This window comes from Trinickia sp. Z7, from assembly GCF_056498045.1.
Genome location: NZ_JAUEQW010000003.1, coordinates 449,341 through 467,596, shown reverse-complemented (window position 1 = coordinate 467,596; position 18,256 = coordinate 449,341). Strand labels below are relative to the sequence as shown.

The window sequence follows — 18,256 nt, the reverse complement described above, 5'->3', positions numbered from 1 at the left end:
TCGATCTCCAAAGGTGTCGGGCGTTTTTTTAGGCGTCCCGGCGTATGCGCCGAGCATCGCAAGATTCACAGGCTTTGGTGACAGCGCCGTGACACTCGCCGCCAATGCAACTTTTTGACACATTTCGCCAATAAACTGCGCGAACCGGTCACCACCTCGTCTGATGATTCTTTGCGCTCTACGCCTTCTCGGCGCCCTCCATTGGGAGACCTTTCGATGTCCGCTACCTTGCCGATCCTGCTCACCCCTGGGCCGCTCACGACTGCCCCGGCCACACGCGAAGCCATGCTCCGCGATTGGGGCTCGTGGGACGGCGAATTCAATCGCATCACGTCGAGCGTGTGCGCGGATCTGCTCTCCATCGTCCACGGCGAAAGCGAATACGTCTGCGTTCCGATGCAAGGCAGCGGCACGTTCTCGGTCGAAGCGGCGCTCGGCACGCTGGTGCCGCGCGAGGGCTGCGTGCTGGTGCCGAACAACGGCGCCTATTGCGCGCGCATCGTTCGCATCCTCGAACGCATGGGCATCGCCTACGTCACGCTGCCGCTCGAGGACGACGAGCCGGCGCGAGCCGATGCGATCGAAGCGGCCTTCGCGAGCGCGCCCCGCATCACGCATGTCGCGCAGGTCCATTTGGAAACGAGCGCAGGCTTGCTGAACCGGCTGGACGACATTGCCGCTGTCTGCGCACGTCACGGCAAACGGCTCATCGTCGACGCCATGAGTTCGTTCGGCGCAGTGCCCATCGATCTGCGCGAGTCGGGCATCGACGCATTGATCTCGGCTAGCGGCAAGTGTTTGGAAGGGCCGCCCGGCATGGGTTTCGCGATCGTGCGTCGAACGCTGCTCGAACGATGCGCGCAGCGCTCGCCTTCGCTTGCGCTCGACTTGCACGATCAGTGGGTCTACATGCGCAAGACGGCTCAATGGCGCTTCACGCCGCCCACGCACGTCGTCGCCGCGCTGCGCGGCGCGCTCGATGCGTTCGCCGCGCAGGGCGGGCAGCCCGCGCGCGCCGCGCGCTACGCGCGCAACCGCGCGACGCTGATCGAAGGGATGAACGCGTTGGGCTTCGTGCCGTTCTTGCCGGCAGCCGTGCAATCGGACGTGATCGTGACCTTCCGCGCGCCGCGCGATGATAATTGGCGCTTCGCCGATTTTTACGCTGCCGTGCGGGCAGCGGGCTTCATTCTCTATCCGGGAAAACTGACGCGGGTCGACACGTTTCGCGTCGGCTGCATCGGCGCGATCGACGCGGAGGATATGCGTCGCGCGGTAACCGCGATCGAAGAAGCGGTCCGGCAACTCGGCATTCGCGTTCGGTGAAGCAGCATGTTGCGTAGGGACAGGGACGGCATCGTCACGTTCGAGCGCGGCAAAGGGCGACCTGTCCGGCGTCAACCTTGCGGCCGATGTCCTGGCTCACCGCTCTTATGCGTTGCGTTTCAAACCGGAATCCGCGTGACGCGCACTGCCGGCAACTGCGCGCTCAGGCCGATGCGTCAGACCGTGACGAGCTTGGGCCCGCGCGCCGCAATCGCTTTCGCGATCGCACGCGCCGGGGCACGTTCGGTAATGACGTAGCGCGCCAATTCGAATCCGTCGATGCGCACTGGGGTCACACGCCCGAACTTCGAATGATCGGCAACCACCACCGCCGTGCCGGCCGCGCGCAGCATTCGTGCGCGCACTTCGGCGGCCATGCGCGTGTAGTCGGTCAACGCGCCGTCGGCCGAGACGCCGCCCGCGCCGACGAACGCGAAGTCGGCGTGATATTGGCTCAACTGCTGGACGGTATCGAGCCCGAACACGGCGTCTTCGCCATCGGCCAGCTCGCCTCCGAGCAAGGTCACGCGGTTCTCATTGCGGCGGCCCAGCAGCAACGCGATGCGCCAGTCGTTCGTATAGACACACAGCCGGCGATGACTCATCAACGCGCGCGCGAGCGCTTGCGTCGTGCTGCCCGAATCGATCACGACCGAAGCGCCGTCAGGCACCAACTGAGCCGCGCGCAGACCGATGGCGCGCTTGGCGGCCGCATGCTCGGCTTGTCTCGCGTCGAGATCGGGCTCGCGCCGCTGCGCCGATAGCGCACCGCCGTGCGTCGTGACGACGAGCCCGCGCTCGGCGAGCACGCGCAAATCGCGGCGAATCGTTTCTCGGGAAACGCCGAGCTCGCGCACGAGTTCGGCTACGGACAGGGCGCCGTCTTTGGCGAGGCGCGACAGGATATGTTGGTGACGTTGTTCTGCGAGCATCGCGCCGGGTTCGCCGCCGAGCGGCGGCATAGGGGCCTGAAACGCGCGTATTGTAGTACGGCGCTGGCCGCGCGGCGGGGTCTCGCCGCGGCCCTCCCGCCACGACGAGACCTCTCGATGCCCACGGTGGGGCGATGTGCGCCTTCGGGTGCTACTTCTCGTGTTTCTTCGGGATTTTCGCGCCCGACTTGCGGGCCTGATTCAAGGCGATCGCAACGGATTGCTTTTGCGACTTGCCGTGCTTCATCTCGGTCTTCACGTTCTTGGAAATGTCCTCGCGGGATGTTCCTCGTTTGAGCGGCATGCTGTCCTCCTTTGCGCCGTGGCGCATTGCCGATAACCCAATGTGAAATCAGCAATGCGCGTTCCACCTCCCCGAAGGACGCTTGCGCACCGCCGAGCCACGCAGCAGGCCCGAGCGCGAGGCGATCGCAGGTGCGGCTAGGCTTCGATCCGCTTGCGCGTGACGCCGAGCAGTTCCGCCATGGCCGCGTGCGCCGCTTCGGGCCGCCGGGTGCGAATCGCGTCGAAGACGGTCGTATGCTGCTGCAGAGCGGCGTTGAAGACGTCCGCACGCTTGGCATTGAGCCGCAGTTGCGATTCGAGCGTGCGCTCGATCAGCGATCCGAGGGGCATCAACAGCTCGTTGCTGCACGCGGTCAAAATGCCTAGATGAAAGCGCAGGTCCGCGCGCACCCATTCGTCGATGTTGCGAGCGGCGACCATGGCCTCGTGAGCTTGCTCGAGCGCGTCGATCGATTCGCGCGTGTGCGAACGGGCGGCCAATGCGGCCGCATAAGGCTCGACCATCTCGCGCACTTCCTGCAATTTCAGCGCGAATTCGAGCTGCGGCGCGACTTGCGAATACCACTCTAGCAAATCCGCATCGAGCAGATTCCATGCGCTGCGGCGTCTCACTTTCGTGCCGACTTTCGGACGCGACTCCACCAGCCCCTTCGACGTCAACGTCCGCAGCGCTTCGCGCAGAACCGTGCGGCTAACGCCGAAAGACTGCATCAGTTCCGCCTCGCGCGGCAGCAACGTCCCGGGCGCATAGTCGCCGCGCAAGATGGAGGTCGCGAGCATATAGGCGACGCGCCCGTGCAAATCACGTTGAATCATCGTTCTCCCTGTAGTTTCGGCCCCGCGCAGACGGCACACCGAACCAGTGTGCGTCCGTCGTGCCTGCGCCGACCAGCGCCCCGGCCGCTGGGGCGATTATCGCGGCCGCGCGATAAAGCGCAAGCGTTCCGTCCCCGCGTTCGCACAAAAGCGACGAATCGATTAATACTATTAATAGTACTTCAATAAAATTTGATGTAAGATGCCGCCATCGACGCGCCGTCGCATCGGGCCGCCCTCGCCCGTCCGGCCGTCCTGGTCGATCCAGATTCGAGAGGAGGAGATCGCGCTCATGAAGATCACGAAACTAGAAACGTTCGTCGTCCCGCCCCGGTGGCTGTTTCTCAAAATCGAGACCGATGCAGGCATCATCGGCTGGGGCGAGCCCGTCGTCGAAGGCCGGGCGCACACGGTCGAGGCCGCGGTCCAAGAGTTGGCCGACTACCTCGTCGGCAAAGACCCGCGCCACATCGAAGATCATTGGCAGGTCATGTATCGCGCGGGTTTCTACCGCGGCGGCCCCATTCTCATGAGCGCGATCGCGGGCATCGATCAAGCGCTTTGGGACATTCTCGGCAAACACCACGGTGTGCCCGTCCATGCGTTGCTCGGCGGCGCGGTGCGCGATCGGATCAAGGTCTACTCGTGGATCGGCGGCGATCGTCCGCACGACGTGGCCAACAACGCGCGCGCGGTCGTCGATCGCGGCTTCAAGGCGCTGAAGATGAACGGCTCCGAGGAAGTGCAGATCGTCGATACGTACGACAAGGTCGAACAGGTGATCGCGAACGTGGCCGCCGTACGCGAAGCGGTGGGCCCGCACGTGGGAATCGGCGTCGACTTCCACGGCCGCATCCACAAGCCGATGGCCAAGGTGCTCGCCAAGGAGCTCGATCCCTACAAGCTGTTGTTCATCGAAGAGCCCGTCTTGTCGGAAAACGTCGAGGCGCTGCGCGACATCGTCAATCAAACGAACACGCCGATCGCGCTCGGCGAGCGGCTGTACTCGCGCTGGGATTTCAAGACGATCCTGTCCGAGGGATATGTCGACATCATTCAGCCCGACGCCTCGCACGCGGGCGGCATCACCGAGTGCCGCAAGATCGCGTCGATGGCCGAGGCCTACGACGTGGGCCTCGCGCTGCACTGCCCGCTCGGCCCGATCGCGCTTGCCGCCTGCCTACAGCTGGACGCCGTCAGCTATAACGCTTTCATCCAAGAGCAGAGCCTGGGGATCCACTACAACCAAGGCAGCGACCTGCTCGACTACCTGCACAACCCCGAGGTCTTCCAATACGAAGACGGATTCGTCGCGATTCCCCAAGGCCCGGGCCTCGGAATCGACGTCGACGAAGCCAAAGTGCGCGAGATGGCGAAGACCGGCCACCGGTGGCGCAATCCGGTCTGGCGGCACGCCGACGGCAGCGTCGCCGAATGGTGATGCCCGGGCGGCGGCGCGGCGCGCGAGCGTCCTGCCGCCGCCCGCGCCGTCAATGCAGCACCGTATAACCTGGCGGGCTATGCGCGAGCACCGCCGCGACGATGAACACCCCGAGCATGACGAGCGCCTCGAGGTGCAGCACGTTGTTGAAAGTATGTGCGTCGGTCGTCGATGCCGTCCGGCGCAGGCGCGGCAGCGCCAGCGTGCGGTTCAGGCCGCCGAGCAGGACGGCGAATAGCACGAGCGCGGCCTTGAGCGTCAGCACGTGACCCCACGTGCTGTCGGAAAGCGGCTCCAGCGAACCGCCGAGGCCCCGGTATGCGTTGAAGATGCCGGTCACGACGACGACCGCCAAGGCCGCCGCCGCCCATTGGGAAACCTGCACGGCGACCCGAATGAGCACGCCGCGCGTGGTCGACGTATCGAGCGCGGGCAGCACGAGCATGCCGCCCGCGAGCACGATGCCGCCCCAGACGCCCGTCGCCAGCACGTGCACGGCCTGCACCGCGACGGCGATCGAAAACGTACCTGCGTCCACGGCGTGGCCGATCGCCGCCTTGCCCACTGCGATCACGACGATCGCCACCCAGAACACGACCCGTCCCGCGCGGCCGCCTTGGCCGGCGAGCGCGCACCCCCATGCCAGCAGGGCGCCCCCGAACGCAATGGCCCACCCATGGCCCACTTGCGTGTGGCCGATCACGGTCGGCAGCGCTCCGAGCGCCATGCCCAGCCCGACCCCGCTCATCGATGCCGATTGATAGAGCAGCCAAAGCAGATCCGAGAGCACGAGCGCAAACGTCGCGGCGACCAGCGACGAGCGGGCGCGCTGCCAGGCGGCGCGGGCCAACTGGCCCTCGAACGAGAGCCAGCGCTCCAGCAGGGCCGAACCGATGGCGAACGCCAAGGCGATGTTCATGAGCGCGGCGAGCGCGACCTGTCCGATCGAGAGTCCGGTTGCATTCATCGAGGGAGGGGGGGCGCGAAAAAAAGAGTCATTGGAAGCCATTCGAAAGGCTGGGAAACGAGCGACGCGGACGCAGGCCCGCCGCGGGCCGACCGCTGCCGCGCGCCGCAAGGCGAGAGTGTACGTGCGAAGGCTGCGGCGCGCGACCATCGGCTCGAGTCGAGGCGCCCGAACCGGGGCACGGTGCGTGCTGCCTACTGCGCCGCATCGAGAAACGGCCGCTTCAGGGTCGTTTTCGAAGCAAGAACTCGTCCGATCCGGTCGCAATCGGGCCGTCCCCGATACCGATGTGCAAAAAGGAGACAGTGATGCCAAAGATGCCGTTCGTCTGCCGAGCCGCGCCGCGACTCGATTACGCGCGGCATATTGTCGCGATGTCGTGTCTCGCCCGATGGGCGTCGCTTTCGGCAAATGGCTCGCCTATTCCATCGATGATAGAATGCTGCGTCGCAGCGCCTGGGCTGCCCGTGCGTTTGCCCGGCGAGTTCGTTTGCCGCGACCCGCCTTGCCGCGACCGCTGCAACATCGCGCATCGAATTTTCAATCCCAAGCCACAGAGCCATACCGGGCCGACCGTAGCCCGGTAGGTCCCCGAATAACGATGGAGTTACGCGTGTCTTCTAGACGCATTTTCCGCCCGCTACTCGCCCTTCTGTTGATTGGCGGTGCCGGCGTCTTCAGCACTGCGCAAGCGCAGACTCAGCCCAAGGCCCCCGATACGATGGAAGCGCGCGTGCAAGGCTGCACCGCTTGCCACGGCGCGCACGGCCAGGGCACCGACAACGACTACTTCCCGCGCCTCGCGGGCAAGCCGGCCGATTACCTGTACAACCAGCTCGAGAACTTCCGCGCGGGCCGGCGCAAGTACCCGCCGATGAACTACCTCGTGACGTACCTCTCGGACGACTATCTGCACCAAATCGCGACCTATTTCTCGCAGCAGCGCCCGCCGTACCCCACCCCGGCGAAGCCGACGGTGTCGAACGACGTGCTCGCGCGCGGCAAGCAGATCGTGCTCAATGGCGATACGGCGAAGAACATCCCGGCCTGCGCGGCCTGCCACGGCAAGGCGCTGACGGGCATGGAGCCCGCCATTCCGGGCCTCGTCGGCCTGCATAGCGATTACATCAGCGCCCAGCTGGGCGCGTGGCGCTCGGGCACGCGCCACGCGATCGCACCCGATTGCATGCACGAAATCGCCTCGCGCCTGACGGACGAAGACGTGACGGCCGTCGCGGCTTGGCTGTCGACGCAACCCGCCCCGTCCAACCCGGTTCCGGCTCCGGCCCGCTCGATGAAGACTCCGCTTGCTTGCGGTAGCGAACCACAGTAAGCGCGAGGAGAGACACACCTATGAAACGCAAGTCCCTGTTCGCTCTGTCGGCCCTCGTCGTTGCCGCGGCCGCGCTCGTGCCCGTGCTCTGGTCGGGCTCCGACAACCTGCACAACGGCTCGGCGCAAGCCGCCACGCCGGCCGACCAAGCCGAGCTCATCAAGCGCGGCGAATACCTCGCCCGCGCGGGCGACTGTATCGCCTGCCACACGGTGCGCGGCGGCCAGCAGTTCGCCGGCGGCCTGCCGATGGCCACGCCGTTCGGCACGCTCTACACGCCGAACATCACGCCCGACGACCAATACGGCATCGGCAAGTGGTCGTCGGATGACTTCTACCGCGCGCTCCACACGGGCCGCTCGAAGGACGGCAGCCTGCTTTACCCGGCGTTCCCGTTCGCGAGCTACACGAAGGTGACGCGCGCCGATTCCGACGCGATCTACGCTTACTTGCGCTCGGTGCCGCCCGTGGCCGTGCCGAGCCGTCCGCACGAACTGCGCTTCCCGTTCAACAACCGCAACCTGCTGATCGGCTGGCGCACGCTGTTCTTCCGCGAAGGCACCTACAAGGACGATCCGACCAAATCGGTCGAATGGAACCGCGGGGCATATCTGATCGAAGGCCTGGGCCACTGCACGATGTGCCATACGTCCATCAACATGATGGGCGGCCCCGTCAATTCCGCCGCGTTCGCAGGCGGCTTGATCCCGCTGCAAAACTGGTACGCGCCTTCGCTGACGTCGAACAAGGAAGCGGGCCTGGGCGATTGGGACATCAAGGACATCGGCGATCTGCTCAAGAACGGCGTGTCCGAGCGCGGCGCCGTGTTCGGCCCGATGGCGGAAGTCGTCCACAACAGCCTGCAGTACATGTCCGACGAGGACGTGCGCGCGATGGCCACGTATCTGAAGACGATCCCGCAAAAGAGCGAAGCGCCCGAGACGATGCAGTACGAAACGTCCGAGAAGTACGGCGACGCCTTGCTGCAACAGGGCAAGAAGATTTACGCCGACAACTGCGCGAAGTGCCACGCGGACAACGGTCTGGGCAAGCCGCCGGCCTACCCGCCGCTCGCCAACAACCAGTCGATCCAAATGCCGTCCGCGGTCAATCCGATCCGCATGGTGTTGAACGGCGGGTACCCGCCGAGCACGGTGGGCAACCCGCATCCGTACGGCATGCCGCCGTTCGCGCAATCGCTGTCGAATCAGGAAGTCGCCGCGGTCGTGACGTACATCCGGATGTCGTGGGGCAACCACGGCACGCCGGTCTCGCCGCAGCAAGTGAGCGATCTGCGCTCGGCGCCGCTCGACTAAGCGCATAATGCACCCTTGGGCGCGGCTACGCGGGCAACCGCGGCCGCGCCTTTATCTTTTCCGGAGCCGGTAAAACGGCCGAGCCCGGACCCCAAGCGGCCGGCCGGCGCCATGAGCGCCGAGCACGCGCAAAGTCCGACACGGACGTCGGCCGCCTCACCGCATTGCGAAGAATTCTCTATGTCATTCGATTCCCTTGGCTTGTCCGAACCGCTGGTGCGAGCCGTCCATGAACTCGGCTATACGAAGCCGACCCCCATTCAACAACAAGCCATCCCCGCCGTACTGAGCGGCGGCGACTTGCTGGCGGGCGCCCAAACCGGCACGGGCAAGACGGCCGGCTTCACCTTACCGATCCTGCAGCGCTTGAGCGAGGCGCAGCCGCAAAGCCGCGCGGGTGCGAAGCGCATGGTGCGCGCGCTGATCCTTACGCCCACGCGCGAGCTTGCGGCCCAGGTCGAAGAAAGCGTGCGAGCCTACGGCAAGTACGTGAAGCTCAAGTCCACCGTGCTGTTCGGCGGCGTCGGCATCAATCCGCAAATCGAGGCGCTCAAGCGCGGCGTCGATATCGTCGTGGCGACGCCGGGCCGGCTGCTCGATCACATGCAACAGAAGACGATCGACGTATCGGCGCTGGAGGTCTTGGTGCTGGACGAAGCCGATCGCATGCTCGACATGGGCTTCATCCACGACATCAAGCGCGTGCTCGCGCGCTTGCCGGCGAAGCGGCAGAACCTGCTGTTCTCGGCCACGTTCGCCGACGAGATCAAAGCGCTCGCCGACAGCTTGCTCGACGAACCGGCGCTGATCGAAGTCGCCCGCCGCAACACGACGACCGAACTCGTCGCGCAAAAGATCCATCCGGTCGATCGCGATCGCAAGCGCGAACTGCTCACGCATCTGATTCGACAGCATGGGTGGTTCCAGGTGCTGGTCTTCACGCGCACGAAGCATGGAGCCAATCGGCTGGCGGAACAGTTGACCAAGGACGGCATCACCGCGCTGGCGATCCACGGCAATAAGAGCCAATCGGCGCGTACGCGCGCGCTCGCCGAATTCAAGGACGGCACGCTGCAGGTGCTGTGCGCGACCGATATTGCGGCGCGCGGCATCGACATCGATCAGTTGCCTCACGTCGTCAATTTCGACCTGCCGAACGTGCCCGAGGACTACGTGCATCGCATCGGCCGGACAGGCCGTGCGGGCGCGACGGGTGAGGCGATTTCGCTCGTTTGCGTCGACGAGCGGCAATTGCTCAAAGACATCGAAAAGCTCATCAAGTGCACGATCGAGCAGGAAGTGATTCCCGGCTTCGAGCCCGATCCGAACGCGAAACCCGAGCCGATCCAACTGCGCCGCGGCCAGGGCAATGCCAATGCGGGGCGGCAGCCGCGCGGCGAGGCGCCGAAGCACACTGGGCGCTCGCAGGCAGGCCAAGCGGCATCGCGTGCCGGCGAAGCGCGGCGCGAAGGGCACGGCGGCGCCGACCACGAGCAGAGCGGCCGGGTGGCGAAACCGAAGAGCGAGTCGCAACCGAAGTCGTCGCAGCCGCAAAAGCCTAGCCGCGCACAGCCTCAAAGCAAGCCGCAGGCATCGGTCAAGCACCCCCAACCGCAAGGCCGAGCGGCGTCCCCGCAGGGCAAGCCGGACGCCAACAAACGCAAGCCGCAGGCCCAAAGCGGACAACAGGCCGAGCATGCCGCAGGGCGTGGCAAGCCTCATGGGGGCCAGGCGCGCCCAGCGGGCGAGGCGCCGCGGGCAGGCGCGAGCGCAGGTCAGGGCGACCGCCGCCGCCAGCCGAACGACCCGGGAGCCTTGCTGGGCGGCAAGCCGCGTAGCGGAGCCGCACGTAACGCTCACCGAGGCGGCTGATCATCCCCGGACATGGCGGCCAGGCGGCCATAGGCGAAGTCGATTCGACAACGAGCGTGCCCCGTCGCGAGGGCACGACAGCGCGGCGCGGCCGTGCCTGCAGTAGCTAGGCGCCCGCGCGCTTTTTCGCGGCGAGATGGGCATGAGAGGTTTGCCGCAACCGCTCGATTTGGGCTTCCCAACGTGTCAGCACGCCCTCGCGATCGCCTGATGCGCCGGTGAGCTCGAATGCGATACCGCTGGTTAGGCGGGCGTATCCCACCTGCTGTATTTCGCCTGCATCGATCGATGCGATGAAATGGGACAGTGCACCGGCGGTTGCGGGCTGGCTGCTTTGGTCGGCCTCCCCGGGTTCGGCGGCACACATCGTTTCGACGGACAACTGCACCTGATAGAACGCGCCTTCATGCACGAAGGTAAGCGCCGCTCGTGCGCGTCGGCCATCACGATGCGTCCGCGCTGCATGCTCGGCGTGCGATTCCGCGCGCTGAGCCACCGGTTCGGCGCCGGACATGAGCGCACGAACCGCGCGCGCGCTGGGCCACAGCGCGAATGCGAGACGTCGGGCATCCGGCGCATAGAGCTCGCCCGGGCCGAGCAGCGACGTCCGCAAATGCCCGCCGGCGTCACAGGTAACCAATGAAGCGCTGAAACCGACCTTCGAAGCGAGCGCCGTCCCATCGAACAGCGCCCGCAGCGTGGGCGGCCACGCGTCGAACGTGCGCTGCTCGAGCGCGCGCGCTGCTGCCGGTTCAGCGGAAGAAGACATGCTGTGCAACTTTCGCGAGCGGGTAATGCACGCCCGGTTGGATGCGTGCGGGAAGATCGAGTGGCTTGAGCAGCATTTTCACGCACATATCGGCAGACAGATTGCGCCGCACGAGCGAACTGATGCGCGACACGCGCTCGCGGTTGTAGGCGGAATCGTGGACGCGCTCGGGATAGCGAATCGCGAATACATGCCGCAACGCGATTTCCGAATCCTCGCTCTTGATCTCGATGACACGGCGCAGCAGCGCCCCCAGCACGGCTAGGCGGCCATTGCCCTCGATCAGGTTGTATTTTTTGAAGTACTTGAAAAAGTGCTTGTAGTGGCGCACCTCGTCGCTGCGGATGTGATCGGTGATTTCCTTGAGCACGGGCTCGTCGGAGCATTCGTTGATGGCGCGGTACAACGTGGCCGTGCCCGTCTCGACGACGCACCGCGCCACCATTTCGAGTGCGCGCGTTTTTTCGAATTCTTCCATTGAGCAGGTCTTCGAGTATTCGTCGAAGAAATTGCGAAAGGCCGTATCCCAATCGAATTCGGGCCATACGTGGGTAATATAGGCTTTCAGCGCGCGCCCATGCTGGAGTTCCTCGGGCTCCCATTCTTGATTGAGCCAAGCGGACACTTCCGGGTCGCCGTCAAAATAAGCCGTGAGATTGCTCGTATAAAGATCTGTACCGCTTTCGATGAACGAGGCCGCACATAGCAGCAGCAGCAAGTCTTCGTTGGCAGCGGCGCGTTGGCGGTCGATCCGCGTGAGATCGATGTCTTCGATGCGCCAAGGCATCACGTGTTTCGAGTCGATGGTCATGGCGTTGCGCTCCCAAAACCGCAGTCCTCGATCCGCAGCGCGGCGAACGTCGTGCGCAAAAGCTTGTTGCGGAAATCGAAATGCGGCGCCGGTGAAATTTCATTAGGGCTAATCACTATGGATCTTAGCCGCAGTTTCACGAAACTGCTTCGATCATGCACAGACCGCCGGACCTGAAGTGGGGTTCCGCGTGGCGCGCATGCGTGGGGCGCAATCGTATTACGAAGTATTAGACGATAGATTCGAGACGTGGGGGAATTGCGGCGAAATTCCCGCTGCGCATCCCGCATGCGCGCGAGATCGCGTCAAAACGGGCGATAGAAAATAGGGATGCAACGGCAGACGTTGTTCCCGCTGAATCGCTCGAACTGCCGGGGCTCGAGGGAACGCGCAGCTGCGCGGCTTCGCCAAATGCAGCACACCGCCTCGGGTCGCGCCGTTCCGCAGAGGAAACGGATACGCGAGCCAGGCGGTGCTCACGACGCGCGATTTACCAGGACCAGCGCACCCCGGCGTTACCGCCGACGGTCCGGACGTGCCCGCCATCGAGGTTCGTGCCCCAGCTGACGGCCCCATATACGCTGCCGTGCTTCGAGAACTTCGTGACGGCGCCCACGTCGATGCGCGCCGACGTCTGGTTCACCTGCGTGCCGATCGACGTGACGCTGTCGTACGTTTGCTGATCCCCATTGGCGAATGCATGCAGGACATTCAAGCCGATATACGGTTGCCACGTTGCGCCCATTGCGTCCCACGCGCCCGCGAATCGGACGCCCAAGCGGCCAAGCACAGTGTTGCCGCCACCGAACGACACCTTGGACGCACCGTCGTTGAAATCGTTGATCGCCAGATGCTGGTAGCTCAACTGGAACTGCGGCTCCATGGTGAGCCCATGCCCGATCGCGATCGGCATGCTGCCTTCGATCGAGGCGGTGACGGCGGTTCCGTGCGTGCTGGCTTGAACGTTGTCGCGCGAATGCGTATCCGCGGCCAGCGAAGTGCCCGACAGTACCGCATCCGTGTACCAGCCGCCCGGGCCGATATGCGTCCAGTAGCCGGCAACGCTATACGCATTGATAGAGAGATGTCCCACGTCGGCGTTCGGCATTCCGACCGCCAACCCGCTGACCTCGCCCGTGGCGCGAGCCATGCCGAGATAAAACCCATAGTGATTGCGATGTCCGGTTGGCGTCCCATCGGCATAGACGTCCTGACCGATCTGCACACCGCCGAGCGTGCCGTCGAATTGCGGGCTTACGTCGCCCGCTTCGGACAGAACGGTTTTCGCCCCCCAGACGCGGCCCCACGAGGCCGGTAGACGGCCTGTCTCGCCAAGCAACATTTGATCGCCCTGTCGCAGGTGGAATTCGTCGATCTGCATCCAATCGAGTTGACGCATCACGTTCGGAATCTGGGCATAGAGCGATACTTCCGGCCGGTACAGCGTGATGGCTCGACTGCCCGCCGCCGGCAACGCCGGCGTTCCCGCGGCAACCGCCCCGGCCGACGCGTGGCTACCGCCGGCCGATGACGGATCGGCCGCAGCCGCCACCGTATTGCGCAGATACCAGTCCTCCGAGGTGCCTGGCGTTACGCCGCCCTTCGCCAAGTAGTATTCATATGCGCCGGCTTTGATCATGCCGCCCGCCAACGTGAAGGCGGCCGCGTCGGTCGTCGCGCCCCCGGCCGTGTCCACGACCTGGATACCGTTCGCTACCGTCGGTGCGCCGCCTCCGCCCACGTTGGTTATTTTCAGCGTAGTGGCGCCCGTTGCGGCGCCGCCATCGACGACGAGCTTATCCGAAGCCGAGTTGTCTCCTGCGAACACGGTGTTCAGCGCGATGGTCGCATTCTGGCCCACGTAGTCGTGCACCCGCAGCGAATTGCCCGCCTGTCCGTTGCCGCCGCCCAGTTGCACGAGGCCCGCGTTGGTCAACTTCCCGTTGATCACGAAGCTGCCGCCCGCGCTCGTCGCAAACGCGTTCCACGCATTGGCGACGGCTATGGTCCCGTTGTTCGAGACGTCGCCGTCGACCGTGCCATAGCCGCCCAGCGTCGCGGCGGCGGCCACTGTCGTCGCCCCGGCAATGGAGGCGGCGGTGTGCGACGTATCGCCGACGATGAGCGCGCCGGCCGCCACGGTCGAACCGCCTGAATACACGTTGGCGCCATTTAGCGTCAGCGTGCCGCTGCCCGTCTTCGTCAACCCGCCGGGGCCGGTGATGTTTTGTGCGATCGTCGACTGGAAGCTTTGCGTATCGATCGTGCCGCCGCCCGAACCGATCGAGACGGCGCGCGTGCTTGCCAAGTCGAAGCTGCCGCCGAGCCGCAGCGTGCCGCCGTCGAACGAGACGCCGCCCGCCGCACCGCCGAGCGCATTGTCCGCGGATACCGACAACACGCCCTGCTTCAGCACGGTCCCGCCCGTGTAGGCATTGCCGCTCGATGCCGACGGCGCAAGCGTCAGCGTGCCCGCGCCATCCTTTTCGACCACGCCGGAACCGGTGATCAGGCCCGTGTACGTCCCGTTCGTGTTCTGCTCGAATTGCACGAGCCCGTTATTGGTCACGGCAGCGGGCAAGCTCTGGGCGCTTGCTTGCAGCACCGCCGGCTGATCGACCGTCACACCGCCCGTGAACTGTGCGCCGCTGCCGCCGAGCACGAGCGTGCCTTGCCGGACCTCGGCTGCGAGCGCGCCCGTCACCGCGCCGTTGACCGTGAGCGTTCCCGAACCGGTCTTGTCGAGCGTGCCGGTCCCGTCGATGGTTTGATTGATCGTCGATTGAAAACCTTGCGTATCGATCGTGCCGCCATTGGAAGTCACGGAGAGGGCGCGCGTGCTTGCCAGGTCCAGGCTCGCGCCGAGTTGCAGCGTGCCTCCGTCGAACGTGACACCGCCCGCCGCTGCGCCGAGCGCATTGTCCGCGGATACCGACAATACGCCCTGCTTCAGCACGGTCCCGCCCGTGTAGGTATTGCCGCTCGATGCCGACGGCGCCAGCGTCAAAGTGCCGGCGCCGTCTTTTTCGACCGAGCCCGAACCGCTGACGAGGCCCGTGTACGTCCCGTTCGTGTTCTGCTCGAATTGCACGAGCCCGTTGTCGGTCACGGCCAAGGGCAGGCTCTGCGCGCTCGCCTGCAGCGTGCCGGCTTGATCGACGAGCATCGTTCCGGCGTAGCTCGCATTATTGCCCGTCAGCGCGAGCGTGCCCTGTTGGACCTCAGCAGAGGTCACGCCCATGACGCCGAGCGAATTCGAAATCGTCCATGTGCCGCTGTCTTTCTTTTGCAGCGTTTCGAAGTTGGTGACCGTCGCGGGCAGCGTTGCCGAGCCGGCGCCATTGAGCGTCAGCAAATTATTGCCGCCGCCGCCGTTGATGGAGCCTGAGACGCTCGATCCCGTGTACAGGTTGAGCGTGTCGTTACCGCCAGCAAAAACTAGGTTGCCCACCACTTTGCCGAGATTGCTGAACACCACGGCGCCATTGCCGGATGCGCCCATGACATTGCCCGGCGCCTGAATCACGCCGGTGACATTGTTGATGACGGTATTCGTACCGGATGTGTTTTGAAACCATATGGCGGCGGAATGGATACCTTGGATGATGCCGTCGTTGATGATCTGATTGCCGGTGCCTTCGGGGTTGACTGCTTCGGCGCTGCCTTGCGTACCGGTGGCCAGTACGGTCGCGCCCTGCTGCACGGTTAGGGTGGAATTGTTGCGAAAGTCGATCGTGTTGCCGCCCGTGCCGTACGTGCCGCTGGTGCTCGTCGCGGCGTTCTGTACGAGCGCGCCGGACTGCACGACGATGGTGCTGTTGTCGGATAGCGCGATCGCGCTGCTGTCGCCGACAACGACCTGCGCGTTCGAGCCGATCGTGACCTGGGCGCCCGATGCCGTGGCCGGCCCGGTGCCGATCTGCGTCGGCCAGGGCGACGGCGAGCTGGTGTCGCAGGTCGTGACCGCGCCCGATGTCGTGCAGTTGGCATGAGCGAGGGCAGGAAGCAGTGATACGTAGCCAAGAACCGCGAGCGTCGTCGCCTTTGGGTATAGCTTCAATTTCTGGCTGGCCGAGGGATTGCGAGCGGGGAATGCGCCCGCATCACCATTCGCTGTCCGTTGAAGATAGGATTTTTTCCGCATATGCATTTATCGATTGATCGGGCCGATGTAATCAGCGCGAGCACCGCGTGCCGCGCCTCAGATGTCAGATGGAACTCGATTGAGCGAACGAATACCGTCGTGGCTCACATAGCGAGAGACAATACAAAATTTCTTAGCCCGAAAAGGCTAAAGATTGTTAAACGTATCGATCGAAATGGCGATATGAATAATTACCGTTTTCCTAAAAAGACGCGGTCGCGCGAAAGCAAACGTTTGCTTTTGCGCGACCGCGTCTTTTTACGTTATTTATGGCTATCGATCGATGCCAACTATTCGCCGCCTGGGCGCCGCTCGCGTCTCGCTAGAACCGCAAGTTCTTCAACGTGGAGGCGAACAGTGCACATTGTGTGTTCGTCTCAGAATCAAAGTAGCCGCCATCGGCGGCGCCATCGTTGAGGTCGTTGCAGGATTTGCCGAAGTGTTTGCTCAGGAGGGGCAAGTCGCGGGGCGCGCCGTCGCCCGATGCGTCCGTGGCGTACACCAGCGACACGTCGTGCTTAGCGACGCGAGAGCAGCATCCGCACTGCGCTGTAGCACCAGGCTCGCAAGCAACGTTGGTCCGTGCAACCGCTCATCGACCCGCATTTGCCGGTGCTGCACGGCAAACCGCGAGCGGCGACGCAGCCGACGACGCTCATCTGACAACGATGAGTCGGTCGGCCGCCGTGGGCGCACGCGCCCATCTCTAGAACCGTCGTTTCTTCAATGTGTAGGCGAACAGTGCATATTGCGTATTCGTCTCGGGATCGAAGTATCCGCCTTGAGCGGCGCCGTCATTGAGCTCTTGCCAGGATTTTCCGAAGTTTTTGCTCAGAAAGGTCAGATCGCGCGGGGCGCCGTCGCCGGACGCGTCGGTCGCATAAACCAGTAATACGCCATCCTTGCCGACGCTCAAGCCGTCGAACATCAAGCGTTGATCGAAGGTGTGCTGCAACTGCTGCACCTTTGCGGGCCGAACGCTTCCCCACGTCGATAGCACGCCCGTGCGGCGCCCGTCGTCGGCAACGTTGTCGATGTTGTGCGGCGGGCCGAGCTTTGCCAGCGCGTACAGCGAATACCCCCAGTCGTTTGCGGCGACGATTGAAGGTCGACCACGATTTGACTCGGCAGCACGACGTCCTGTTCGAAGTCGGATTCGCTCCAACCCAAGCGGTAGACGAGCGTCTACCTCTTGATTCCCCCCAATTCGTCGACGTAGTAAGCGACGCGCAATACGCCGTCAGGACCGAGGTTTACGGCGTCAAACGTCTTATGGGGCTCGCCGGCATTGGCGAGCGGCGGCAGCTTGACTTCCTGCCACGATCGTCCGGCATCGGTCGTTCGCCAAACGTGAGGGCCCCATCCGATGGCATATCCGCGTTGCGGATCGAGGAACAACAGTTGTTCTATCTCGGCATCCTCGGGTCAATGCAACTGCGACCATGTCTGACCTCCATCGCTGGAACGCCAGAGTTTGGTGAGTTGTGGTACGCTCCATTCGCCGGTCTGGGCGCCTTATAGTCAATCCAGCCGGTGCTGACATAAACCGCACCCCAATCCTTCGAACCACCAGGCGGCATTCTGACCACGTTGCTGGAAGGTACGCGTCAAACCCGTGTCGAGCGAGCCGCGCAAGAAACTTACGGTTCCACGGTTCAACAACTCGGCCGTATCATTCATCCACTCTTCGGTCGGCTCCGCGACGTCCGGGTTCTTTGCCTCGCTCGCCGGTTTGAAAGTGATCTGTGGATCGGCAAGTTTGAGACTGATAATTTGCTTGTCACGTATACGAAATGCACCGCCGCCGTATGGCTTGTCGTCTCTTAAAAAAGTGTGCGTAATCGTTTCCCAGCCCGTAGCCATGCTTTGATACCCGTAGATGAAGAATGCCAACAGAGCGAGGCCGCTCGTCAGTAGTTTCCAGTGTCTCAGCTTTCGCATGTTATTTTTCGAGCAGCCGACCGAGAGGCCTGCCAACCGGATCATCGATGTCGGACTTGTTAATCATATTTGGCAAGACCACTTTCCCGCTGTCGAACGCTTGTTCCCAGGTTCGTCGATCGCCCCATTCTTGGATGTTCGGTTGAGCAGCAATCTTTGCCAAGTCGGAAACTGGAAGATCCGCGAGACCTCCGTCTAGATACGCCAAAGGGTGAGTCTTGAATGCAAATGATTTGAACGTGTCGTCGTTGAGTTCAAGCTGATACTGTGGCACGACCATAC

Annotated in this window: 15 protein-coding genes; 5 read left to right on the top strand and 10 right to left on the bottom strand. The window is 63.9% G+C overall.

Annotated features, from left to right (window positions below; translation table 11 throughout):
• Positions 1 to 216 precede the first annotated feature (216 nt).
• Positions 217 to 1,326, top strand: coding sequence for a 2-aminoethylphosphonate--pyruvate transaminase (locus QQS38_RS08615; protein WP_479644943.1), 1,110 nt, complete (start codon positions 217 to 219; stop codon positions 1,324 to 1,326).
• Between the two features lie 176 nt (positions 1,327 to 1,502).
• On the opposite strand, the gene QQS38_RS08610 is transcribed toward QQS38_RS08615, so the two are convergent.
• From QQS38_RS08610 to QQS38_RS08600, 3 genes are all read right to left on the bottom strand, one after another.
• Positions 1,503 to 2,258, bottom strand: a complete 756-nt coding sequence (locus QQS38_RS08610) for a DeoR/GlpR family DNA-binding transcription regulator (protein ID WP_479644942.1) — start codon at positions 2,256 to 2,258, stop codon at positions 1,503 to 1,505.
• Between the two features lie 151 nt (positions 2,259 to 2,409).
• Positions 2,410 to 2,562, bottom strand: coding sequence for a DUF6496 domain-containing protein (locus tag QQS38_RS08605; RefSeq protein ID WP_162878203.1), 153 nt, complete (start codon positions 2,560 to 2,562; stop codon positions 2,410 to 2,412).
• 137 nt (positions 2,563 to 2,699) lie between these two features.
• Complete coding sequence (locus tag QQS38_RS08600; protein ID WP_479644941.1) at positions 2,700 to 3,380, bottom strand: FadR/GntR family transcriptional regulator; 681 nt, start codon at positions 3,378 to 3,380, stop codon at positions 2,700 to 2,702.
• Between the two features lie 292 nt (positions 3,381 to 3,672).
• Between QQS38_RS08600 and dgoD the strand changes: the two genes are divergently transcribed.
• Entirely contained in the window at positions 3,673 to 4,821 is a 1,149-nt protein-coding gene (gene dgoD / locus QQS38_RS08595) for a galactonate dehydratase (RefSeq protein ID WP_479644940.1), read from the top strand.
• Between the two features lie 49 nt (positions 4,822 to 4,870).
• Here dgoD and QQS38_RS08590 read toward each other — a convergent pair whose 3' ends face one another.
• Entirely contained in the window at positions 4,871 to 5,788 is a 918-nt protein-coding gene (locus QQS38_RS08590; protein ID WP_479644939.1) for a copper resistance D family protein, read from the bottom strand.
• A gap of 601 nt (positions 5,789 to 6,389) precedes the next feature.
• Between QQS38_RS08590 and QQS38_RS08585 the strand changes: the two genes are divergently transcribed.
• The 3 genes from QQS38_RS08585 (at position 6,390) to QQS38_RS08575 (ending at position 10,309) form a co-directional block, all read left to right on the top strand.
• Positions 6,390 to 7,121 carry a c-type cytochrome gene (locus tag QQS38_RS08585; protein ID WP_479644938.1) on the top strand — a complete coding sequence of 244 codons (732 nt, stop codon included), beginning with the start codon at positions 6,390 to 6,392 and terminating at the stop codon, positions 7,119 to 7,121.
• A 20-nt stretch (positions 7,122 to 7,141) separates the two neighbouring features.
• Positions 7,142 to 8,437, top strand: coding sequence for a c-type cytochrome (locus tag QQS38_RS08580; protein WP_479644937.1), 1,296 nt, complete (start codon positions 7,142 to 7,144; stop codon positions 8,435 to 8,437).
• 180 nt (positions 8,438 to 8,617) lie between these two features.
• Positions 8,618 to 10,309, top strand: coding sequence for a DEAD/DEAH box helicase (locus tag QQS38_RS08575; RefSeq protein WP_479644936.1), 1,692 nt, complete (start codon positions 8,618 to 8,620; stop codon positions 10,307 to 10,309).
• A 106-nt stretch (positions 10,310 to 10,415) separates the two neighbouring features.
• Here the strand turns inward: QQS38_RS08575 and QQS38_RS08570 are convergent, their stop codons facing one another.
• The 6 genes from QQS38_RS08570 to QQS38_RS08545 all read right to left on the bottom strand — a co-directional run bounded on the left by QQS38_RS08570 (position 10,416) and on the right by QQS38_RS08545 (position 18,254).
• Positions 10,416 to 11,078 (bottom strand): hypothetical protein, encoded by a 663-nt coding sequence (locus tag QQS38_RS08570; RefSeq protein ID WP_479644935.1) that lies wholly within the window; start codon positions 11,076 to 11,078, stop codon positions 10,416 to 10,418.
• Positions 11,062 to 11,865: a ferritin-like domain-containing protein gene (locus tag QQS38_RS08565; protein ID WP_479645001.1), complete on the bottom strand. Its 804-nt coding sequence runs from the start codon at positions 11,863 to 11,865 to the stop codon at positions 11,062 to 11,064. Before QQS38_RS08565 ends, QQS38_RS08570 begins: the two co-directional genes overlap by 17 nt.
• 514 nt (positions 11,866 to 12,379) lie before the next feature.
• Positions 12,380 to 15,949: an autotransporter outer membrane beta-barrel domain-containing protein gene (locus QQS38_RS08560; protein ID WP_479644934.1), complete on the bottom strand. Its 3,570-nt coding sequence runs from the start codon at positions 15,947 to 15,949 to the stop codon at positions 12,380 to 12,382.
• 790 nt (positions 15,950 to 16,739) lie between these two features.
• Complete coding sequence (locus QQS38_RS08555) at positions 16,740 to 16,961, bottom strand: hypothetical protein (protein WP_479644933.1); 222 nt, start codon at positions 16,959 to 16,961, stop codon at positions 16,740 to 16,742.
• Positions 16,962 to 17,554: 593 nt separating this feature from the next.
• Positions 17,555 to 17,974 carry a hypothetical protein gene (locus QQS38_RS08550; RefSeq protein ID WP_479644932.1) on the bottom strand — a complete coding sequence of 140 codons (420 nt, stop codon included), beginning with the start codon at positions 17,972 to 17,974 and terminating at the stop codon, positions 17,555 to 17,557.
• 1 nt (position 17,975) lies between these two features.
• Complete coding sequence (locus QQS38_RS08545) at positions 17,976 to 18,254, bottom strand: hypothetical protein (protein WP_479644931.1); 279 nt, start codon at positions 18,252 to 18,254, stop codon at positions 17,976 to 17,978.
• Positions 18,255 to 18,256: the final 2 nt, after the last annotated feature.

Excerpts from the sequence above, each read along its gene's own strand:
- QQS38_RS08615 (WP_479644943.1), top strand. The coding sequence starts at position 217 with ATGTCCGCTACCTTGCCGATCCTGCTCACCCCTGGGCCGCTCACGACT.
- QQS38_RS08610 (WP_479644942.1), bottom strand. The coding sequence starts at position 2,258 with ATGCTCGCAGAACAACGTCACCAACATATCCTGTCGCGCCTCGCCAAA.
- QQS38_RS08605 (WP_162878203.1), bottom strand. The coding sequence starts at position 2,562 with ATGCCGCTCAAACGAGGAACATCCCGCGAGGACATTTCCAAGAACGTG.
- QQS38_RS08600 (WP_479644941.1), bottom strand. The coding sequence starts at position 3,380 with ATGATTCAACGTGATTTGCACGGGCGCGTCGCCTATATGCTCGCGACC.
- dgoD (WP_479644940.1), top strand. The coding sequence starts at position 3,673 with ATGAAGATCACGAAACTAGAAACGTTCGTCGTCCCGCCCCGGTGGCTG.
- QQS38_RS08590 (WP_479644939.1), bottom strand. The coding sequence starts at position 5,788 with ATGAATGCAACCGGACTCTCGATCGGACAGGTCGCGCTCGCCGCGCTC.
- QQS38_RS08585 (WP_479644938.1), top strand. The coding sequence starts at position 6,390 with ATGGAGTTACGCGTGTCTTCTAGACGCATTTTCCGCCCGCTACTCGCC.
- QQS38_RS08580 (WP_479644937.1), top strand. The coding sequence starts at position 7,142 with ATGAAACGCAAGTCCCTGTTCGCTCTGTCGGCCCTCGTCGTTGCCGCG.
- QQS38_RS08575 (WP_479644936.1), top strand. The coding sequence starts at position 8,618 with ATGTCATTCGATTCCCTTGGCTTGTCCGAACCGCTGGTGCGAGCCGTC.
- QQS38_RS08570 (WP_479644935.1), bottom strand. The coding sequence starts at position 11,078 with ATGTCTTCTTCCGCTGAACCGGCAGCAGCGCGCGCGCTCGAGCAGCGC.
- QQS38_RS08565 (WP_479645001.1), bottom strand. The coding sequence starts at position 11,865 with ATGCCTTGGCGCATCGAAGACATCGATCTCACGCGGATCGACCGCCAA.
- QQS38_RS08555 (WP_479644933.1), bottom strand. The coding sequence starts at position 16,961 with ATGTTCGACGGCTTGAGCGTCGGCAAGGATGGCGTATTACTGGTTTAT.
- QQS38_RS08550 (WP_479644932.1), bottom strand. The coding sequence starts at position 17,974 with ATGCGAAAGCTGAGACACTGGAAACTACTGACGAGCGGCCTCGCTCTG.
- QQS38_RS08545 (WP_479644931.1), bottom strand. The coding sequence starts at position 18,254 with ATGGTCGTGCCACAGTATCAGCTTGAACTCAACGACGACACGTTCAAA.